Origin of the sequence: Tumidithrix elongata BACA0141 (assembly GCF_036349135.1) — a bacterium.
In the GTDB taxonomy this organism is placed as follows: Bacteria; Cyanobacteriota; Cyanobacteriia; order Pseudanabaenales; family Pseudanabaenaceae; genus Tumidithrix; species Tumidithrix elongata.
Genome location: NZ_JAZBJZ010000029.1, coordinates 31584 through 49114, shown reverse-complemented (window position 1 = coordinate 49114; position 17531 = coordinate 31584). Strand labels below are relative to the sequence as shown.

17 protein-coding genes are annotated in these 17531 nt (G+C 45.5%); 9 read left to right on the top strand and 8 right to left on the bottom strand.

Annotated features, from left to right (window positions below):
• From V2H45_RS09505 to V2H45_RS09495, 3 genes are all read right to left on the bottom strand, one after another.
• A partial coding sequence (locus tag V2H45_RS09505) for a tetratricopeptide repeat protein (protein ID WP_330483399.1) occupies nt 1-1813 on the bottom strand: 1813 nt, incomplete at its 3' end.
• A gap of 57 nt (nt 1814-1870) precedes the next feature.
• Entirely contained in the window at nt 1871-2770 is a 900-nt protein-coding gene (locus V2H45_RS09500) for an Rpn family recombination-promoting nuclease/putative transposase (RefSeq protein ID WP_330483398.1), read from the bottom strand.
• A 73-nt stretch (nt 2771-2843) separates the two neighbouring features.
• Nucleotides 2844-5393, bottom strand: a complete 2550-nt coding sequence (locus V2H45_RS09495) for a CHAT domain-containing protein (protein ID WP_330483397.1) — start codon at nt 5391-5393, stop codon at nt 2844-2846.
• Between the two features lie 224 nt (nt 5394-5617).
• Here V2H45_RS09495 and V2H45_RS09490 point away from each other — a divergent pair, with 224 nt between their 5' ends.
• Nucleotides 5618-6259 (top strand): tetratricopeptide repeat protein, encoded by a 642-nt coding sequence (locus V2H45_RS09490; protein WP_330483396.1) that lies wholly within the window; start codon nt 5618-5620, stop codon nt 6257-6259.
• Nucleotides 6260-6373: 114 nt separating this feature from the next.
• Here V2H45_RS09490 and V2H45_RS09485 read toward each other — a convergent pair whose 3' ends face one another.
• Nucleotides 6374-6634 carry a DUF7219 family protein gene (locus V2H45_RS09485; protein WP_330483395.1) on the bottom strand — a complete coding sequence of 87 codons (261 nt, stop codon included), beginning with the start codon at nt 6632-6634 and terminating at the stop codon, nt 6374-6376.
• 159 nt (nt 6635-6793) lie between these two features.
• On the bottom strand, nt 6794-6940 hold the full coding sequence (locus V2H45_RS09480) for a hypothetical protein (protein ID WP_330483394.1): 147 nt from the start codon (nt 6938-6940) through the stop codon (nt 6794-6796).
• A gap of 215 nt (nt 6941-7155) precedes the next feature.
• On the opposite strand from V2H45_RS09480, the gene V2H45_RS09475 reads away from it, so the two are divergent.
• A complete protein-coding gene (locus V2H45_RS09475; protein WP_330483393.1) occupies nt 7156-7566 on the top strand; it encodes a tetratricopeptide repeat protein in 411 nt (136 codons plus the stop codon).
• A 5-nt stretch (nt 7567-7571) separates the two neighbouring features.
• Here the strand turns inward: V2H45_RS09475 and V2H45_RS09470 are convergent, their stop codons facing one another.
• On the bottom strand, nt 7572-8564 hold the full coding sequence (locus V2H45_RS09470; protein ID WP_330483392.1) for a pentapeptide repeat-containing protein: 993 nt from the start codon (nt 8562-8564) through the stop codon (nt 7572-7574).
• Between the two features lie 663 nt (nt 8565-9227).
• Complete coding sequence (locus tag V2H45_RS09465; RefSeq protein ID WP_330483391.1) at nt 9228-9890, bottom strand: pentapeptide repeat-containing protein; 663 nt, start codon at nt 9888-9890, stop codon at nt 9228-9230.
• A 294-nt stretch (nt 9891-10184) separates the two neighbouring features.
• Between V2H45_RS09465 and dapB the strand changes: the two genes are divergently transcribed.
• The 7 genes from dapB (at nt 10185) to V2H45_RS09430 (ending at nt 16826) form a co-directional block, all read left to right on the top strand.
• Nucleotides 10185-11006, top strand: coding sequence for a 4-hydroxy-tetrahydrodipicolinate reductase (gene dapB / locus V2H45_RS09460; protein ID WP_330483390.1), 822 nt, complete (start codon nt 10185-10187; stop codon nt 11004-11006).
• A gap of 142 nt (nt 11007-11148) precedes the next feature.
• The gene (locus V2H45_RS09455) at nt 11149-11373 is read left to right on the top strand and encodes a hypothetical protein (RefSeq protein ID WP_330483389.1); all 225 of its coding nucleotides are present in this window, start codon (nt 11149-11151) and stop codon (nt 11371-11373) included.
• A 54-nt stretch (nt 11374-11427) separates the two neighbouring features.
• Entirely contained in the window at nt 11428-11790 is a 363-nt protein-coding gene (locus tag V2H45_RS09450) for an NINE protein (protein WP_330483388.1), read from the top strand.
• A gap of 38 nt (nt 11791-11828) precedes the next feature.
• Nucleotides 11829-12545: a helix-hairpin-helix domain-containing protein gene (locus V2H45_RS09445; RefSeq protein ID WP_330483387.1), complete on the top strand. Its 717-nt coding sequence runs from the start codon at nt 11829-11831 to the stop codon at nt 12543-12545.
• A gap of 74 nt (nt 12546-12619) precedes the next feature.
• A complete protein-coding gene (locus tag V2H45_RS09440) occupies nt 12620-14389 on the top strand; it encodes an ABC transporter ATP-binding protein (RefSeq protein ID WP_330483386.1) in 1770 nt (589 codons plus the stop codon).
• Between the two features lie 75 nt (nt 14390-14464).
• Nucleotides 14465-15505, top strand: coding sequence for an NADP(H)-dependent aldo-keto reductase (locus V2H45_RS09435; RefSeq protein ID WP_330483385.1), 1041 nt, complete (start codon nt 14465-14467; stop codon nt 15503-15505).
• A gap of 79 nt (nt 15506-15584) precedes the next feature.
• Nucleotides 15585-16826 carry a TPM domain-containing protein gene (locus V2H45_RS09430; protein WP_330483384.1) on the top strand — a complete coding sequence of 414 codons (1242 nt, stop codon included), beginning with the start codon at nt 15585-15587 and terminating at the stop codon, nt 16824-16826.
• A gap of 39 nt (nt 16827-16865) precedes the next feature.
• Here V2H45_RS09430 and V2H45_RS09425 read toward each other — a convergent pair whose 3' ends face one another.
• A complete protein-coding gene (locus V2H45_RS09425) occupies nt 16866-17465 on the bottom strand; it encodes a hypothetical protein (RefSeq protein WP_330483383.1) in 600 nt (199 codons plus the stop codon).
• Between the last annotated feature and the right edge of the window lie 66 nt (nt 17466-17531).

Genomic DNA, 17531 nt, shown 5'->3' with positions numbered 1-17531 from the left:
GAAGTATTCTTTGCTTCATCAGACCCCGTTGCATTTCATCCTTGAATTGGCCGATCTCTTTCTGGTGCTGTCCGAGACTGTTGTATGCAAGTCCCAGATTATTGAGCGACCTTGCCTCACTATTGCGATCGCCAATTTGCTGAAAGATAGCTAAAGATTGCTGATAGTAGTCAATTGCTTTCTGGTACTGTCCGATATTTCTGTATGCTTCTCCCAGATTATTGAGCGTTGTCCCTTCACTAGAGCGATCGCCGATTTGCTCAGAGATAGCTAAAGATTGCTGATAGAAATCGATCACTTTCTGGTACTGTCCGAGACTGTTGTATGCAAGTCCCAGATTATTGAGCGACCTTGCCTCACTATTGCGATCGCCAATTTGCTGAAAGATAGCTAAAGATTGCTGATAGTAGTCAATTGCTTTCTGGTACTGTCCGATATTTCTGTATGCTTCTCCCAGATTATTGAGCGACCTTGCTTCACTATTGCGATCGCCGATTTGCTGAAAGATAGCTAAAGATTGCTGATAGTAGTCAATTGCTTTCTGGTACTGTCCGATATTTCTGTATGCTTCTCCCAGATTATTGAGCGACCTTGCTTCACTATTGCGATCGCCGATTTGCTGAAAGATAGCTAAGGATTGCTGATAGTAGTCAATTGCTTTTTGATATTGTCCGAGACTGCTGTATACAGCACCCAGATTATTGAGCGACCTTGCCTCACCATTGCGATTGCCGATTTGCTTAAAGATAGCTAAGGATTGCTGATAGAGATCGCTCGCTTTCTGATACTGTCCGAGACTGTTGTACACAGCACCCAGATTATTAAACGACGTTGCTTCACCATTGCGATCGCCGATTTGCTTTTTGATTGCTAAGGATTGCTGATAGAAATCGCTCGCTTTCTGATACTGTCCGAGACTGTTGTATACAGCACCCAGATTATTGAGCGACGTTGCTTCACCATTGCGATCGCCGATTTGCATAAAGATAGCTAAGGATTGCTGATAGTAGTCAATTGCTTTTTGATATTGTCCGAGACTGCTATACACTTCTCCCAAATTATTGAGCGACGTTGCTTCACCATTGCGATCGCCGATTTGCTTTTTGATTGCTAAGGATTGCTGATAGTAGTCAATTGCTTTTTGATATTGTCCAAAATCCGAATAAATCCTACCTATCAATTCATTTGTAAGGCTTTCCCAGTAAAGCTTTTCTTGTTCCTTGAATACTAAAACTGCCTCTAAAAATCTAGCGAGAGCCTGTTGCCGATTTTCTCTAGTTTGCTTTTCATTCAACACAACCGCCTCCATAAAAGCACGTTCCACCGCAACATACTTTCTATCCCGATCGCCAGCAACCCTCAACTCCTCAACCTTCAATACATACTTTCCCGCAGCAGCCTTACCATCAGGAGCATTAATCTCTAATCGATAACTACCTTCACTATCCGCAATTACCGACATCACCTCAAAGCCCAAGCGATCGTTGGGACTATCCGATCGCGCGAGTAACTTCCCACTAGGGCTATATAGCAAAATCACCAAATCGATTCCCTTCTGCTCGGCGATCGCTTGAAAAAATTGACCAGCCTTCAGACTCACCACATAGCTATGGGTCTCGCCCCCCTTTAATTCTCTGGCAATTGGTTGCTGCAAAGATAGCGCGATCGATTTGCTTTCTGATGTTTGAGTTTGTGGTGTCGTGGTTTGGGCGATTCCTTGCAGGATGCGTGCCGCCGCAGGGGGTAAATCAGACAGCAACCCAAAAAATCCAGATGCGAGAACAAACGCGATCGCGTAAATTCTTGAAGCCATAAACCACCTTCATTTTTTGCTTAGAATTGTATGGCGATCGCTAAAAAACTTAGCGACTTACTTTTTTCTCTTTAACCAAGCTTCCAAATCAGCAACTTTCTCAAAATCCAACACCGCCTCCGCCAACTCCTCCAACTGCTCCGCCGAGAGCTTCTCTAAACGCTTGCTTACCTTTAGCGTCACCTTACCAAACTTCCGCGACAGCAGACGCACCGCAACCTGTTTAAGCGCCTGCTGTCGTCCCAAAACCTGACCACGTTGTGTCCCAATTTTTTCACCCTCAAGCTTGCCCTCAAGTTTGCCCTCAAGTTTGCCTTCAAGCTTGCCTTCAAGCTTTGCCTCCTGATAAACTCTTGTTTTTTTGAGATCGCTTAACGTAAACATCGCCTCAACCTCCTCTCGACTCATCTGGGGAAACTTATATAGCAAAACTGTCTCAATAAATTCTATCATCCTCTCGCGATCGCCTTGCCCCAATCGACTAGCCAACTGCTGCGCTAGAGCTACCGTTTCCTTCTTCGGGACAACGATCAATCTCACAAGTTCTAAATTCAGCGATTGATTCTCTGGCAACTCATCAAGATATATCCGCACAATGTGTCCACTTGCAAATAGCGCTCTAAATTGTTTCGGAATTTCAGGCTCAATACTGCGTTTCGCAAAAATTGCCACTGCTTGCCAATCATGGTCTGGCTTGTATTGACTCAAATACAAAAATATCTCACCAATAAACTCCCAATAAAACTCGGTGCGCTTTTGAAATTGAACTTCCACAAACCAAATGTTTTTATCCACTGATTCTGGAATAAAAATGCCATCAAAGCGAAAGGCTTTTTCCTTGATTTCCACAGAAGTAAATCGATAGCCTTCCGAAGCTTCAGGTGGGAGTCCCACTAGCTCAAACAATAAGCCATCAAAGGTTTGAAAGAGTTGAAAGAAGATGGTGTCAGTACGCATCTGCTTATACTAGCGAATTGCGATCGCCTTTTGCAAAGTTAAAGCGATCGGGTTGTTTTCTAATGTTAAGCCCCTACAGACCATTCCCAATCAGGACAAACGCCGACCAATAATAGGGATGGTTGTAGTTGATTGCACCTTTGTTTATGGGGCGGCGAATCATGCTTAGCTGTGCTTCTCGCAAAGAAGCTGACATACTCACATTTCCCTTTTTTAAACTTCCATAAAATGCTTCCATTAGCAACTGCGTACCGCCATCGGATACCGTCCATAAAGAAGCGATCGAGGCTTTTGCCCCTGCTCTCTGCACCTGATACCCAAAACCGAGAATCTCTGCCCCATTGCCTAGACTTCCCACTCCAGTCTGACAGGCGCTCAGAACCACTAGATCGGCATCTTTAAGCTGCCATTCGTTAATCTCAGCAAGGGTAACTTTGCTGCCGTCCCCAAACAACACATAGGAATCATTGGGGCTACCAGATTTAAATTCAGAATGAGTGGCAAAATGCACGATCGTCTGTCCTACAACTTTTGCCTTTGTGGCATTTGCGGTAAAGTTCCGTTCGACTAACTTGGTCGTATCCAAAAAGGTCGAGGCAATATTCTCGACTTCAGGAATCGTGGAAGGAAGCCCACCTAGACCAAAACGAGTTTCACTGCCCTTGCCGCCAAATGCGCCTGCAAAAATGCGAAGATTTGCTTGGGGTTTACTATCTGGGTCAAAGAGACTGTAGGCAATCAAGTTATTCACGCGATATTTCTCGACTAGCCATTGCTTGCCATCATAGAGAGCAGCGAGGGGAATATACCGCAGTTGGCGATCGGGAGCATAGAGAATTGTATTGGCGTTTGCTTGCTTGAGGTCGGATGCGATCGGTTTAATCAGAACGTCGTAAAGTTTTTTGCTGGAGGTTTTGACATCAATGGAACTGAAGTCTTGCAAGTCAGAGCGAAAATCACTGATGAGTTTCTCTAGGTCAGCTTTTTTAATTGTAACCGTACGGTTAATAGGCGTGGTGTTTGCAGAAAAGAGGATTAATTCGAGGCGATCGCTGAGAATCAGAGGATAGATTAAAACAGCTCCTTTGGGTAGTTTTTGCAGATATTCAGGAACCTGATTGATTTCTGATTTTGGTAGTTGCTGAATCTGATTTGCTAGTTGGCGATTGAGTTCAGATATTTTCTCAAAGCTGATGGCTGATAGCTGACTGCTAATCGCTTTTTCTGGTTCTAAAAGCCGAATCCCCTGGGCTGTCCTGTCGTTTCCTTTGACATTCTTAAGATAATCCTCTAGTTCTTGAATCTTAAGTAGGTCGAGGATTTGCATCGCTTCCATCACCCGTCCTTGCTTGAGAAGCAGATCGGCAAGGTAACGATAGGTATCTGCAACGGTTTCTAAGAAAGACTGCTGCTCTTCTTTACTCAGCCCGCGAATATCTTTACGGATCGATTCTTGAATATTAACGGATTGTTTGTAAGAGAGAATAGCAAGTTGGGGTTGATTTTGACTAGCTAATAATAGTCCGAAATTATTCAGCGCTCTTGCTTCACCGTTGCGATCTTTAAGCTCGCGAATGATCGCTAATTCCTGTTGATAGGATGCGATCGCCTGCTCGTGCTGCCCCTTTGACTGATAAGCAATACCAAGTCCGTCCAGCGCTCTTGCCTCTGTTGCAAGATCTTTGATATCGCGGGCAATTGCCAATTGCTGCTGGTGAAAGGCGATCGCGTTATCGTATTGCTTGTATATGGAATAGATCACAGCGAGATTGCCGAGCGCTCTTGCCTCGCTATTTCGATCGTTAAGTGCGTGGAAGACATCGATAACCCTCTGATAGGTAACGATCGCTTTTTCGTATTGATGTTGTTTGCTATAGACAATCCCTAAATTGTTGAGCGCTCTTCCTTCACTGCCACGATCGTTGAATTCCTTGGCGATCGCTAGATCTTGCTGCAGATAGGCGATCGCTTTGTCATATTGCCCTAGTTCGCGGTAGACAATCCCCAACCCTCCAAGCGCCCTACCTTCACCTGCGCGATCTTTAATTTCGCGAGTAATTGCCAACTGTTGCTGGTGGAAAGCAAGCGCTTGCTCGTATCGTCCTAATTCGCGGTAGGCTATGCCAAGATTCCCACTCGCATTACCTTCGTTTGTACGGTCGTTGAGTTCGCGGAAAATTTCCAGAGCCTTGGGATAGAAGGCAATCGCACGATCGAATTGTCCTAGCTGCATATAGTTAAGCCCTATACCGTCAAGCGCGTTGCCTTCAGCTCTGCGATCGTGAAGCTCGCGGGCGATCGCCAAACGCATGTGAAGGAACTTCACGGATTCTTCATATCGTCCTAGGCTGTAGTAAGCAATACCAAGATTGTTCAAGACTTTTCCTTCACCTGTGCGGTCTTTAAGGTCTCGATAGATTTGCAGCGCCTGTTGCCACGATCGAAATGCTGACTCAAACTGACTGCTGCGATATTGCTGTAACCCCTGATTGATCAATCTACCCGCTTCTGCCTGTCGGTCTGTTTGCGCCTGTGCTTCTAGATTGAGTAGGGGGTATATCCCTTGTATGGGCAAGAAAAACAACAAACTTGTAAGACCTAACCCAGCAAAACTTTTACGCATAGTTTTAACCTTTCTTTTAACTGCAAATCAACGGGGAATTCCAATGCATGATTCAAAACTTTACTTGAAAAGGCGATCGCTTGACTACCAAGCCTCTGACCTTAGGATTGTGTTGGGATTTTGTTAGTATCTTGGCTGATTTTCAAAATCATTCGGTGATTTTCAAATAAGGAATCTAGGGATAGGATAAAGTTAACAACATTTCTAGCTGAGGCGAATCGAGCATGTTTTTAGGCAAAGTGGGAACTTTCTTTGTTGTGGTAGGGGCGATCGTACTCGCTGGTGTTAGTGATGGTAATGCCTCAGTCGAAACCAATCGAGGGAATGCGAAGGATGCTTCAGATATCTACCAAGAAGTTACTTTAAATGAAAGCGATCGCCCTCGTTTAAAGCAGAGTGATGCCGAGACCTCCTACGAACGCGGGAATTCGCTCTATGCTTCGGGAGACTATCAGGGGGCAATTACTGCTTACAACCAAGCAATCCGTATCAAGCCTGACTATGCCTCTGCCTATAACAATCGGGGAAATGCGAAGGATGCTTTAGAGGACTACCAGGGTGCGATCGCCGACTATTCTGAAGCGATTCGTCTAGAGCCTGACTATGCCATACCCTATTACAATCGTGGCATCACCAAGAAAACCTTGGAAGACTTAGAAGGTGCGATCGCCGACTATTCTCAGGCAATTCGTATCAAGCCTGATTATCCTGAAGCCTATGGCAATCGGGGATTGACCAAGATTCGTTTGGGAGACAAAAAGGGAGCCCTTGCAGACTTAACCGATGCCGCCCAGATCTTTAAGCAACAAAGACGCATGGATGATTACCGTAAGGCAATGGAACTAATCAGAAGGTATAAATTGTAGAGATTCCTATCTGTTTTGGCTCCCATAGGTAAGGCGATCGCCACAAATATGAAAGCATCTGTCAGATGGCAGATGCTTTCGTCGATTTGTAGAATTAGGAATAATCAGTTTCAATCAGTTTTCCATCCCTTGAGTTCCTTCTGTCGGCTTTTTGCCAATACCAAGCTCTCTCTTAGAATTCTTGAGTTCGTGCCAGAGCTTTTTAATTTGGCTATAGGCTTCTTCAGGCATGAGTTTACCACCTGTGGTCAGTGCGGTAACAATACTGACGCGATGCGCAAACTCTTGCAAGTTTGCATCAAACATCAGATTTTGAGGGGTAAATTCTCCATAAAAGCGAGAGCGTGGGTTCATAAAGTCAGACTTATTCATCATGGGATCCTCCTACTTTCCTATTGATAAACTATCGTCTAGATTCTTTTAAATTTGCTCCATATTTTGGACAGAATCCATGAACAAAAATTTCAATCTTTAACGCCTATGATAATAATATTTTACCCTGAGTATTTTATCCTGTAGTTAATTACAGGTTGCCTATGCTGCCTGCGCCGCTGTGGGGAAAGCGAGAATCATGCCTTGTTTTGCCTCAAGGTCAATCGACTTCCATGTGCAAATCAGCTTACCATCTACATCGATCCATTGGGCAATTAGTTTTTGTTGGGGGGCGTTTTGTCGTTTCATATCCTTGATTCCTTAAACTTGATTCTTTAAACTTGATATGAATATCATGCAATGCCCGCCTAGTTAAGCCTGCGATCGCGATCTGTTGTTTTTGTGTTTTTAGTATCCCTCAGGTGCGATCGCGATCACTACGAACCGATGATTCCAATCACTTGATGAAATGCGTCTTTCCAATACATTAAGATGAAGGACGTAACAAGTAGAGATAAAAAGCGATGAACGTTTACAAGATTTTTGGGGGCAAATTCGCTAAAGATTATATTGTTCAAGGCTATGCGAAATACGAACTAGGGGATTATCAGGGAGCCATTGCAGATTTTACTGAAGTAGTTCGGCTTGCTCCGAATGATTCTAATGCTTACTATTGTCGTGGTAACTCAAAGGTCAAACTGGGGGACTATCAGGGAGCCATTGCAGATTTTACTGAAGTCATTCGTCTCGATCCTAACGATGCCAATGCTTACTTTAGTCGTGGCTATGCGAAGTACGAGCTAGGAGATAAGAAAGTTGCGATCGCTGATTACAATGAAGCTGCACAACTCTTTAAACAACAGAGCCTCACGGATAACTATCCCAAGACAGCCGATCTGGTCGAAAGCCTATACCAATTTAAGCGTGTCTCCTGAGCGTCTTACCTGATCCTACCCAGTCGGTTACAACTAGAATTATCCACTTTTCCATCAGACATCGTTGTTAGACATAAGGTCGCTCCACTAAGGTCAGCATTATGGAGCTTAGCTCCGTTTAAATTGGCAAAACTGAGATTTGCTCCTGTCAGGTCAGCACCTTCGAGATTAGCGTCAGTCATAATCGCTCCTTCTAAGTTGGTTCTATTGAGGTGAGCATCAAAGAAGTTGGCTTTATGAAAGTCGGCGTCAAAAAGATTGGCTCGATTGAGGCTGGCAAAGCTAAGGTTCGCTCCATTGAGATCGGCCTCACAGAGAATCGCTTCTTCGAGATTTGCAAAATTGAGGTTCGCCTTATTGAGGTTTGCACCACTGAGATTGGCTCCCACTAGATAGGCGCGATTGAGGTTAGCACCACTGAGATTGACTCCTGCGAGATTGGCACCATTGAGGTTAGCATCGTTAAGTTTGACTCCACTGAGATTCACGCATCCAAAGATGGCATCATTGAGTTTGGCATGACTAAAAATAGTATCGTCGAGTTTGGCTTTACTAAAGTCGGCATTACTGAGGCGAGCATGGCTAAAGTCGGCAAAGCTGAGGTCGGCTCTGTTGAGTTTTGCTTTACTAAGATCGGCTCGATTAAATTTTGCCTCAAAGAGCTTAGCTTTGATTAGGTCTGTTTCGATCAAACTCGCTCCAATAAAAATACTGGTTGTAAGACTAGCGCCGAGCAAAATGGCACCATTGAGATTAGCTGCTGTAAGGTTAGCTGCTGTAAGGTTCGCTTGCCAAAGATTAGCTCCTTCAAGGTTGGCTCCTTCAAGATTGATTTCTTGTAAGTTTGCTTTACTAAGGTCTGCACGGCAAAGGTTCGCTTTTTTTAGATCGGCCCCTTGTAACTCATCACTTTTTGTAATTACGATGAATCTCTCTCCATCTTTCCCATCTGTCTCTAACCATCGCTCATGCTTTTCCAGTTTATCTTGGATGCTCATCAGTTAAGTACCACACCTCATGCTAGATCGATCCTTATATTCCCCTTGTTTTATATTCCCTTGTGAATAAATCATAGGCTAGATCATAGGCGATGAACTGAAGCAAGGCAAGTCGATTCAAGAGCTTAGAAAGGCGATCGCAAGATCTCAATTTTTGAAAAATGACTATCAAAAATCATCTTTCAGGATGGTTTTACATGATTATGTCTTGTTTTCACTCTGAGAAATTGAAACCGAAATTCCATAGAAGTTTATTTGTAGATGTGAAGTTGCGATCGCATCCAGATGATATGGGTAGTTACATGGTTTGTGGTAGCAGGTTGCTTGTTGTCACTATAGCAGCAGGAAATCGAGGAGTTCCAAGTCTACAGGCATTCCATCGACCTTGCACTGGGACTGTTAGTAAATGACATAGCCCACCATTTCTTCCCTGTATCTCGTACCCTTTGCAAAAACGGCAATTCATCACTCCCCCCTTGATCTCAGCTTATGTCTACTCTAGTATAGATCGAAATAATTGCGAATTTATATATTAATTTGGCAACAATAGACCTTGTATTTTTTAGACTGGAACCTTTGAGGCAACTGGATTCCTTCTATCGTTAGAAACCTTCCCTTAAATCTGTGGTCGCAATCCGTTAATTTACTATTTAGAGACGAGAACTACCTACAACCTGAATTATCAATGCTTCCATCAGGCATCGTCGTATTGCATAGGATAGCTCCCTTGAGGCTTGTATTTACGAGCTTAGCACCTCTGAGATTTGCTTCCACAAGGTTGGTGTCGTTGAGATTTGCTCCCGTGAGATCGGCTCCTGTCAAGTTAGCCTTCGTGAGGTAGGCTCCCGTGAGATCGGCTCCTGTCAAGTTAGCATTATTGAGCTTTGCTCCTAAAAAGTTGGTATCGATTAGGTTTGCGCTACAGAGGTTGGCTCCACCCAAATTTGTACCGACAAGATTCGCTTCGCTGAGGTTGGCTCCTTCGAGGTTGGCTTCAAACAGGTCTGCGCCTTCTAAATTAGATTCAGCCAGTATGGCTCGCACCAATTTTGTTCCACTGAGGTTTGCTCCTACAAGGTTTACTCCCATCAGTCGAGCATCGCTGAGATTTGCTTCCTTAAAATAGGCTCCGCTGAGATGGGCTTTGCTGAGGTTGGCTCCAATCAGCTTGGTTTCATTGAGGTTGGCTTTAACGAGGTAAGCACCACTCAAGTTCGCGCCATTGAGAATCGCTCTACTAAGATGGGGCTCATCGAACCTTTTTCCATCTTTGCCGTCGGTTTCCAACCATTGCTTGTGCAATTCCAACTGTGCTTGGATGTCCATAAATACCTCACTCGCGCATTAAGTCTATACTTTTCATCCCCTTTGCAAATAGGATTTCTCGATTTTCTATGAAGATCGCTTGCTAACCCTATGGCTCAGCATGGAGTGACATAAAATTGCTATGGATGCGATCGGTTGCGAAATCACGAGTTTACCTTCAAGATAAGTGGAGAGGCGGGGTACCTAATCATGGATTTTACCGTATAGCCGTCGAGCATCTTGCTCTCTGCGTCAAGGCGATCGCCCGCAATAACTTAAATTAACTATTCACTGAATACCTGTTGGCTAATAACTATGTCTGAAAACCTACCTATTCCCGTCATTGTTGCTGGTGCGAATGGCAAAATGGGACGAGAAACGATCAAAGCGATCGCCAATGCCCCAGATATGACCTTGATCGGTGCGATCGATCGCACCCACATTGGTGAAGATATCGGTGAAGTGGTGGGGATCGGTGCTTTAGAAATTCCTGTGACCAATGACTTAGAGGTAATGCTGGCACAGGGAGCGCAAGAGAAGCAACTGAGCGTGGTCGTGGACTTTACCCATCCTGATGGGATTTACGATCGCGTGCGATCGGCGATCGCCTACGGGGTGCGTCCTGTAATTGGGACGACAGGCTTAACCGAGGCACAAATTCACGACCTCACGGTTTTTGCTGATAAAGCCAGTATGGGCTGTTTGATCGTACCCAACTTTTCGATTGGCATGATTTTGTTGCAACAAGCGGCGATCGCGGCGAGTCAATATTTCCAGCATGTGGAAATTCTCGAACTGCACCACAATCAAAAAGCAGATGCCCCTAGCGGTACGGCGGTTAAAACTGCCCAAATGTTATCGGAACTGGGTAAAACCTTTAATCCCCCTAGCGTTGTCGAAAAAGAGAATTTTGCTGGGGCAAGAGGCGCTGTGGTGGGCGAGAATATTCGCCTGCATAGTGTGAGATTACCGGGGTTGTTGGCACATCAAGAAGTGATCTTTGGCGCACCCGGAGAAATTTATAGCTTGCGTCATGACACCAGCGATCGCGCCTGCTATATGCCCGGGGTGCTCTTGGCAATAAGGCGGGTGCTGCAACTAAAGTCGCTGATTTATGGTCTGGAGAAAGTGTTGTAGGTTCGGTTCGGCTTTGCTCCCCAAACAAGTATGGAATGGTGAGCGGAGCCGCACTATGAAAATTGCCCCACACTTGACGCTTCCAGTCAGTAGGATAATACTGAGGGTTATGATGAGATCTATGTAATCTAGCATTTTAGGTATGACTGACCAAGCTACCCATAAAATCTATGGAATCGGAGCGCACAGACTTGCAAGTTTGCTGCGATCGCTGCCTTACTTAGTATTTGGTTTTGCTACGTTTACGATGATTTCTCGCATCGAGTTAAACCCAATTCTCAGTGCTTACTTAATCTTGCTGGAGGTACAAACTGGCATTGCCTTGATTTTCTTTCTTCAAAAGAAGCTGTCAAAGCGTGCCAACTAGTAAAATTCCTAGAAGCTCACAATTAAACCCATATTTTTAGGATCGCTACACTTTATGAAATCGAAAACCGCCGCCATTCTGCTTTGCTGGTTTTTGGGTGGAATAGGCGTACATAAATTTTACTTAGGGCAAACAGGTGCAGGTGTACTCTATCTTCTCTTTTGCTGGACATTTATTCCAGCCATCATTGCTTTTTTTGAATTCTTTATGCTGATCTTTATGTCAGATGCTGAATTTAACCAAAGATTCAATGGAGCTCCAGCAACCAATGCCATGAATTCGTTGTACTCGGGCGGCGCGGTTTCGGCGGCTGATGCGACCAAGGCACTATCCGATCTCAAAGGGCTGTATGATTCTGGGGTGATTACGGCTGAGGAGTATGAAGAGAAGCGTCAGAAGTTACTTAAGCATCTATAAGTCTTCGCAGTTCTTTTTTAAACATTGGTTTGGTACTCATGTCAAAGTCTCCTTGGTTTCAGCAAACACCTAACTGGGTTTGGTATTCGTTCATCCCTTACTTTGGTGGGTTATCGCTTGCCTATGCAGGTTCTAAAGCCAATACGCCCGCTTGGATCGGGGCGGGTGTAGGTTTAACCATCATTTCATTCAGTATTGTGTCATTGCCCATTGACCTTTTTACTCCCATCTTTTTCGCGATCTGGGGCTGTCAAGTGGGGCTGGCTTTTTACTTAAAGCGATCGTTTCTGATCAAAACCTATCCTCAAGACTTGGCACTTCCAGAAGATCCGAGTTTGGCGAAAAGCCTTGCGGGTAGTCGTTCTAAAATCGACATCAATGCTTGCTCTAAAAATGACTTGGTGAATGGATTGGGCTTACCGATTGTCTATGCCAACGATATCGAGTCTTTACAGAATGAGGGCTATATTTTTACTAGTGTAGAAGAACTCACAGAGGTGGTGGGAATTCCACCTACGACGGTTCAACGCATTGAGCCATTAATTACGTTTAGCTATAACTATAGGAACGAAGCAGCATTCTCATGGAAGCGCCTTAACGTGCTCTCTGCTAACGAATTGGTGGAAGTGGGTCTGACACCAGAAGTGGCAGCAGCGATCGCTGCTGAAAGACAGCGACGGGGAGAATTCCGATCGCTCATGGATGTCAAAAAACGAACGGGTTTACCCTTGAGTTCCTATCGTCAACTTATGTAGATTTTATTTGAATAGATTTTGTTTGAATTTCCCGATCGCCTGCTAGAACCTTTATTCAATTCCTATCACCCTCTATGAACGATCGCCCCATTCTGTCTGTGAATCAGTTACAAGTGGACTTTAAGAGCGATCAAGGTATCGTTCCTGCGGTCAGGAATGTCAGTTTTGAGCTGATGCAAGGACAGACCCTAGGGATTGTCGGTGAGTCAGGTTCGGGGAAATCTGTGACAGCCCTAGCGATTATGGGGTTGCTAGCCCAAACAGGGAAGATTACCCAAGGTGAGATTCTATTTGATACGGGTACGGAACAGGTCAACCTCGCCAATATGCCCTCGGAAAGAATGCGGCAGTACAGAGGCGATCGCATTTCCATGATTTTTCAGGAGCCCATGACTTCTTTAAATCCTCTGTTTACCTGTGGCTATCAGATTATCGAGGTGCTGCAATTACATCAGCATCTTAGCAAGCAAGCCGCTACAGCCAGAGCGATTCAGCTATTTACCGAAGTCAAACTTCCCAATCCCGAACAGATTATCAAACGCTATCCCCACGAGCTATCGGGCGGACAGTTGCAAAGGGTGATGATTGCGATCGCGATTTGCTGCAATCCGATGATTTTGATTGCCGATGAGCCGACTACTGCCTTGGATGTTACGGTTCAAGCCACTATTTTAGACTTGTTGCGCCAACTTCAACAAGAACGACAGATGTCCATCGTGTTTATCAGTCACGATCTGGGCGTAATCGCACAAATTGCCGATCGCGTCGCCGTCATGTATAAAGGTCAGGTCGTGGAGTTTGGACAAACCCAAGCCATTTTTAGGGAACCTCAACATTCTTACACCAAGGGATTGGTTGCCTGCCGACCCCAACCAGCTCTGCAACTCAAGTATCTGCCCACGGTCAGCGACTATATGGAAGAGGTGAACGGCGAAATTATTGCCCTAGAGCCAAATTCCCCTCGCCTTAAGGAAGTGGTGACCCTCGCCGATAGTGAGAATCGTTTGAAAACCTTGGAAGCTCAACCCGCTTTACTCAAGGTCAGAGATCTGCGCGTTGACTTTCCCATTCGCGGCGTTTGGGGTGAAACGCGGCGTTATTTTGTCGCTGTCAACAACATTAGCTTTGATGTTTACCCCGGCGAAACCCTAGGGCTCGTGGGTGAATCGGGTTGCGGTAAAACCACCACAGGTCGGGCAATTTTGCGCCTGATCAAGCCCACGGGTGGCGATGTCTGGTTTGAAGGCAAAAATGTCACCACGATGGGAGCAGAGGAACTGCAAAGACTGCGTTGCGAGATGCAGATTGTATTTCAAGATCCCTATGGTTCGCTTAACCCGCGCATGAGCGTAGGCGATGCGATCGCGGAACCTCTAGAAATTCACGCCCATCAAGAACAGTTTAAAAACTTTCAGTCAGCGCTCAACCGTAAAAACCGCGTTGCCTATCTTTTGGAACGGGTTGGTCTCGATCGCAGTGCCATGCGCCGTTATCCCCACGAATTTTCGGGCGGGCAACGGCAGCGGATCTGTATCGCCAGAGCCTTGGCACTCAATCCTAAGCTGATTATTGCCGATGAGTCGGTATCGGCGCTCGATGTATCGGTACAGGCACAGGTGTTAAATCTCTTAAAAGAGTTACAGGCAGAATTTGGATTGACCTATATCTTTATTTCCCATGACTTAAGTGTGGTCAAGTTTATGAGCGATCGCATTGTCGTGATGAACAAGGGCAAAATCGAAGAAATGGGTGCTGCCGATGCGATCTACAACTATCCCCAACAGCCCTATACCCAAACCCTAATTGATGCCATTCCCACGCTCGATCTCGCCACGACGGAATAAACCTCTAGGGAATAAAGAAGGGTAAAGCATTCAAGTATCAATTATTATGCACTCAATGGAGTCTGAATCGTTTTCATGAAATATAACCAACTCGGCGAAAGTGACTTGAAGGTGTCAGAGATTTGTCTTGGCACGATGACCTACGGACAGCAAAACACCATCAATGATGCCCATCAGCAACTAGACTACGCGATCGCGCAGGGAATTAACTTCATCGACACCGCTGAGATGTATCCCGTGCCCCCTCGCCAAGAAACGCAGGGCTCAACCGAGTCCTATATTGGGGAATGGTTGGCGCATCAACAACGCGATCGCCTCATTCTTGCCACCAAAATGATTGGGGCAGGACGTGCTTACAAATGGGTGCGAGATGATTCTCAAGCTGCTCTCAGTCGCAAAAATATCCTGCAAGCCGTGGATGATAGTCTCAAACGCCTACAAACAGACTATATCGACCTATATCAAATTCACTGGCCCGATCGCTATGTGCCTATGTTCGGGCAAACCATATTCGATCCGACTCAGGAACGGGAATCGGTTCCCATTGCAGAACAACTATCCACATTTGCCGAAGTGATTCAAGCAGGGAAGATTCGCTATCTGGGTGTGAGTAATGAAACCCCTTGGGGCGTATGCCAATTTAGCCAAGCGGCAGCTCAGTTGAAATTGCCCAAGATCGCCTCGATTCAGAATGCTTACAACCTGCTCAATCGCGTCTTTGACTCAGCTCTGGCGGAAGTTTGCTATCGCGAGAAAGTGGGCTTATTAGCCTACAGTCCTCTAGGATTTGGAACGCTCTCTGGGAAGTATTTGCAAGCTCCTCCCGCAGGCGCAAGGCTAACGGAATTCCCAAACTTTGGACAGCGCTATAACAAGATCAATGTTAAAGAAGCCGTGGGTGAATATGCCGCGATCGCAAAGCAATACAATCTCTCACCATCCACACTGGCTTTAGCCTTTGTCCGCAGCCGTTGGTTTGTCACCAGTTCCATTATCGGTGCTACAACCCTCGAACAATTGCAGGAGAATATAGATAGCGTAAATACCACCCTCAGTCCAGAGATTTTAGCAAAAATTGATGAGATTCATCGTCGCTATCCCAGCCCTGCACCTTAATAGTCCTTACTATCAGTCAGCAATCTCAAACCGAAGTTACATATATCGCAGGTTGCAAGAATAGTTTTAGTTTTATAGGATGAGACTATCTCAAATCGCGAACGATATGCTGCGAAAAACCCTTCAAGATCGCTATCTCAAATGGTTACTATTAGGCATCGTCCAGTGCTTTATGCTGCTGAATTTTATCTCTCCAGCATGGGCTGTGACGATACAGGCAGTTCCCAATCCCCGTCACATTTATGGTGGATGGGTGTCTGACATGGCAAATCTTTTGCCCCCAGAAATTGAAGTGCTATTGAACGAGCAAATCTCTGCACTGGAAGCCAAGAATGGCATTGAAATTGCGATTGTGACCGTGCCAGATACGGCTCCTTCAGAAACGGCAAAACAATTCGCGACGCAGCTATTTAAATTTTGGGGAATTGGCAAGAAACACTTAAACAATGGTGTGCTGTTTCTAATTTCCGAGCGCGATCGCCGTATCGAAATTGAAACAGGCTATGGCATTGAACCAATCCTACCCGATCTGGAGGTTGGTAAGATCGTTCAAACTAAGATCATTCCATTCTTCAAGCGGAATGATTTTGCGGGGGGAACCGTCGCTGGTACGCAGGCGATCGTTACGACACTCAGTATGCCACCTAAGGGAGAGAATCCTGATGTACGAGCGCAACCTAGCACATCAGGCTCTAGCGACCTTCAATGGGTTTGGATACCTATTTATCTGATTGCAGTGGGAACTTATGCTGTTTGGGCGGCGATCGGCAAAAGAGTCAAAACCCTATTTCCCACAGCGATCGCGCCAGCAGGTGTTTCTAGAATAGACGTTCAAAATGATGAAGCGATCGCCTGTGCTGTTTGCAAACAACCGATGCAAAAACTCGATCGCGACTTGGTATTGTCTAGCTTGCAAGCACCGCAAAAAATTGCTCAAGAGTTAGGCAGCATTCGTGTTGATGGCTGGCAATGTCCAACCTGCCGCCCTCAACTCACTGGATTGGGATTTCATTTGAGAACGCATGTCGTCAATGATTACAGCTTTCATCTATGCCCCACCTGTAGGGAATTGACCGTGAGTAAGACCTTTCAGGAATTAGCGCCAGCCACAAAATCAGAAACGGGGAAAAGGCTCGCGATCGCTAAATGCGCCTGTTGCGAATATTCTGAGGAGTTAGAGGAAATCGTACCCATGCTAAGCGATTCTTCGACATTCGATCCGATCTGCTCGGATAGTGGAGATGGCGGTGGTGGTGGAAGTGGTGGCGGGGATTTTGGGGGTGGTGATAGTGGCGGCGGTGGTGATGGCGGCAGTTGGTGAATGTATTTTCCAAACTAGGCGACGATATTCCCATAGGCTTCAAAGCCAAGTGTTTCTGAATGCCTTAAACCAGTACCAATTTTCTTTGATAGGAAAATTTTGGTACTTGTCCTCTCCAAAAGGATTAGTTTCCCGACTGGGCCGGTACGCAAAGCCATAGGATGGCTCAGAAAATAGATGAGTTTTCCCTTGGTAAACGCGAAAGTATACGCCACCATGGGAACCTGTTGCATACTCATCAACTTGGTATAAGCCTAACTGTTGATTTAATCCTTTAATAGGAGTAGGAGCCGAGCCAGTTGGCGGACGGGCGATCAGCGCTTCAAACGCAGGTTGAGACACCATAAATACCAAGCGTAAAGGTAGATCAAATTGCAAAAGCAGGGTCGTACCTAGGACGATCGCCCCGATCGCAGCCACAAGTCGCCAAGAAACCTTTGGCTTTCGTAATTTTCCTTTTCTTGCCAAAATGGTCAACCAAATCGGGATCGCCACCATCGCAATCGGTGTGACAACTATCGCCAGCAGCACGAGCAGAAATAGAACATCTTCTAGAACGCCAGGGTAAACTCCGAGCATAAGAGCCACTACACAGGCGATCGTCGTGCCAAAGAACCAACAATTACTAAAGGTTTTCATCAATAAATGACGAGAGATAGAGCAACTACAAGAGAATGTTGTTCGTGTAAATATGACGCTCACTTA

Bases quoted from the DNA above. Each gene is read 5' to 3' on its own strand.
- V2H45_RS09500 (WP_330483398.1), bottom strand. From the start codon at position 2,770: ATGCGTACTGACACCATCTTCTTTCAACTCTTTCAAACCTTTGATGGC.
- V2H45_RS09495 (WP_330483397.1), bottom strand. From the start codon at position 5,393: ATGCGTAAAAGTTTTGCTGGGTTAGGTCTTACAAGTTTGTTGTTTTTC.
- V2H45_RS09490 (WP_330483396.1), top strand. From the start codon at position 5,618: ATGTTTTTAGGCAAAGTGGGAACTTTCTTTGTTGTGGTAGGGGCGATC.
- V2H45_RS09485 (WP_330483395.1), bottom strand. From the start codon at position 6,634: ATGATGAATAAGTCTGACTTTATGAACCCACGCTCTCGCTTTTATGGA.
- V2H45_RS09480 (WP_330483394.1), bottom strand. From the start codon at position 6,940: ATGAAACGACAAAACGCCCCCCAACAAAAACTAATTGCCCAATGGATC.
- V2H45_RS09475 (WP_330483393.1), top strand. From the start codon at position 7,156: ATGAACGTTTACAAGATTTTTGGGGGCAAATTCGCTAAAGATTATATT.
- V2H45_RS09470 (WP_330483392.1), bottom strand. From the start codon at position 8,564: ATGAGCATCCAAGATAAACTGGAAAAGCATGAGCGATGGTTAGAGACA.
- V2H45_RS09465 (WP_330483391.1), bottom strand. From the start codon at position 9,890: ATGGACATCCAAGCACAGTTGGAATTGCACAAGCAATGGTTGGAAACC.
- dapB (WP_330483390.1), top strand. From the start codon at position 10,185: ATGTCTGAAAACCTACCTATTCCCGTCATTGTTGCTGGTGCGAATGGC.
- V2H45_RS09455 (WP_330483389.1), top strand. From the start codon at position 11,149: ATGACTGACCAAGCTACCCATAAAATCTATGGAATCGGAGCGCACAGA.
- V2H45_RS09450 (WP_330483388.1), top strand. From the start codon at position 11,428: ATGAAATCGAAAACCGCCGCCATTCTGCTTTGCTGGTTTTTGGGTGGA.
- V2H45_RS09445 (WP_330483387.1), top strand. From the start codon at position 11,829: ATGTCAAAGTCTCCTTGGTTTCAGCAAACACCTAACTGGGTTTGGTAT.
- V2H45_RS09440 (WP_330483386.1), top strand. From the start codon at position 12,620: ATGAACGATCGCCCCATTCTGTCTGTGAATCAGTTACAAGTGGACTTT.
- V2H45_RS09435 (WP_330483385.1), top strand. From the start codon at position 14,465: ATGAAATATAACCAACTCGGCGAAAGTGACTTGAAGGTGTCAGAGATT.
- V2H45_RS09430 (WP_330483384.1), top strand. From the start codon at position 15,585: ATGAGACTATCTCAAATCGCGAACGATATGCTGCGAAAAACCCTTCAA.
- V2H45_RS09425 (WP_330483383.1), bottom strand. From the start codon at position 17,465: ATGAAAACCTTTAGTAATTGTTGGTTCTTTGGCACGACGATCGCCTGT.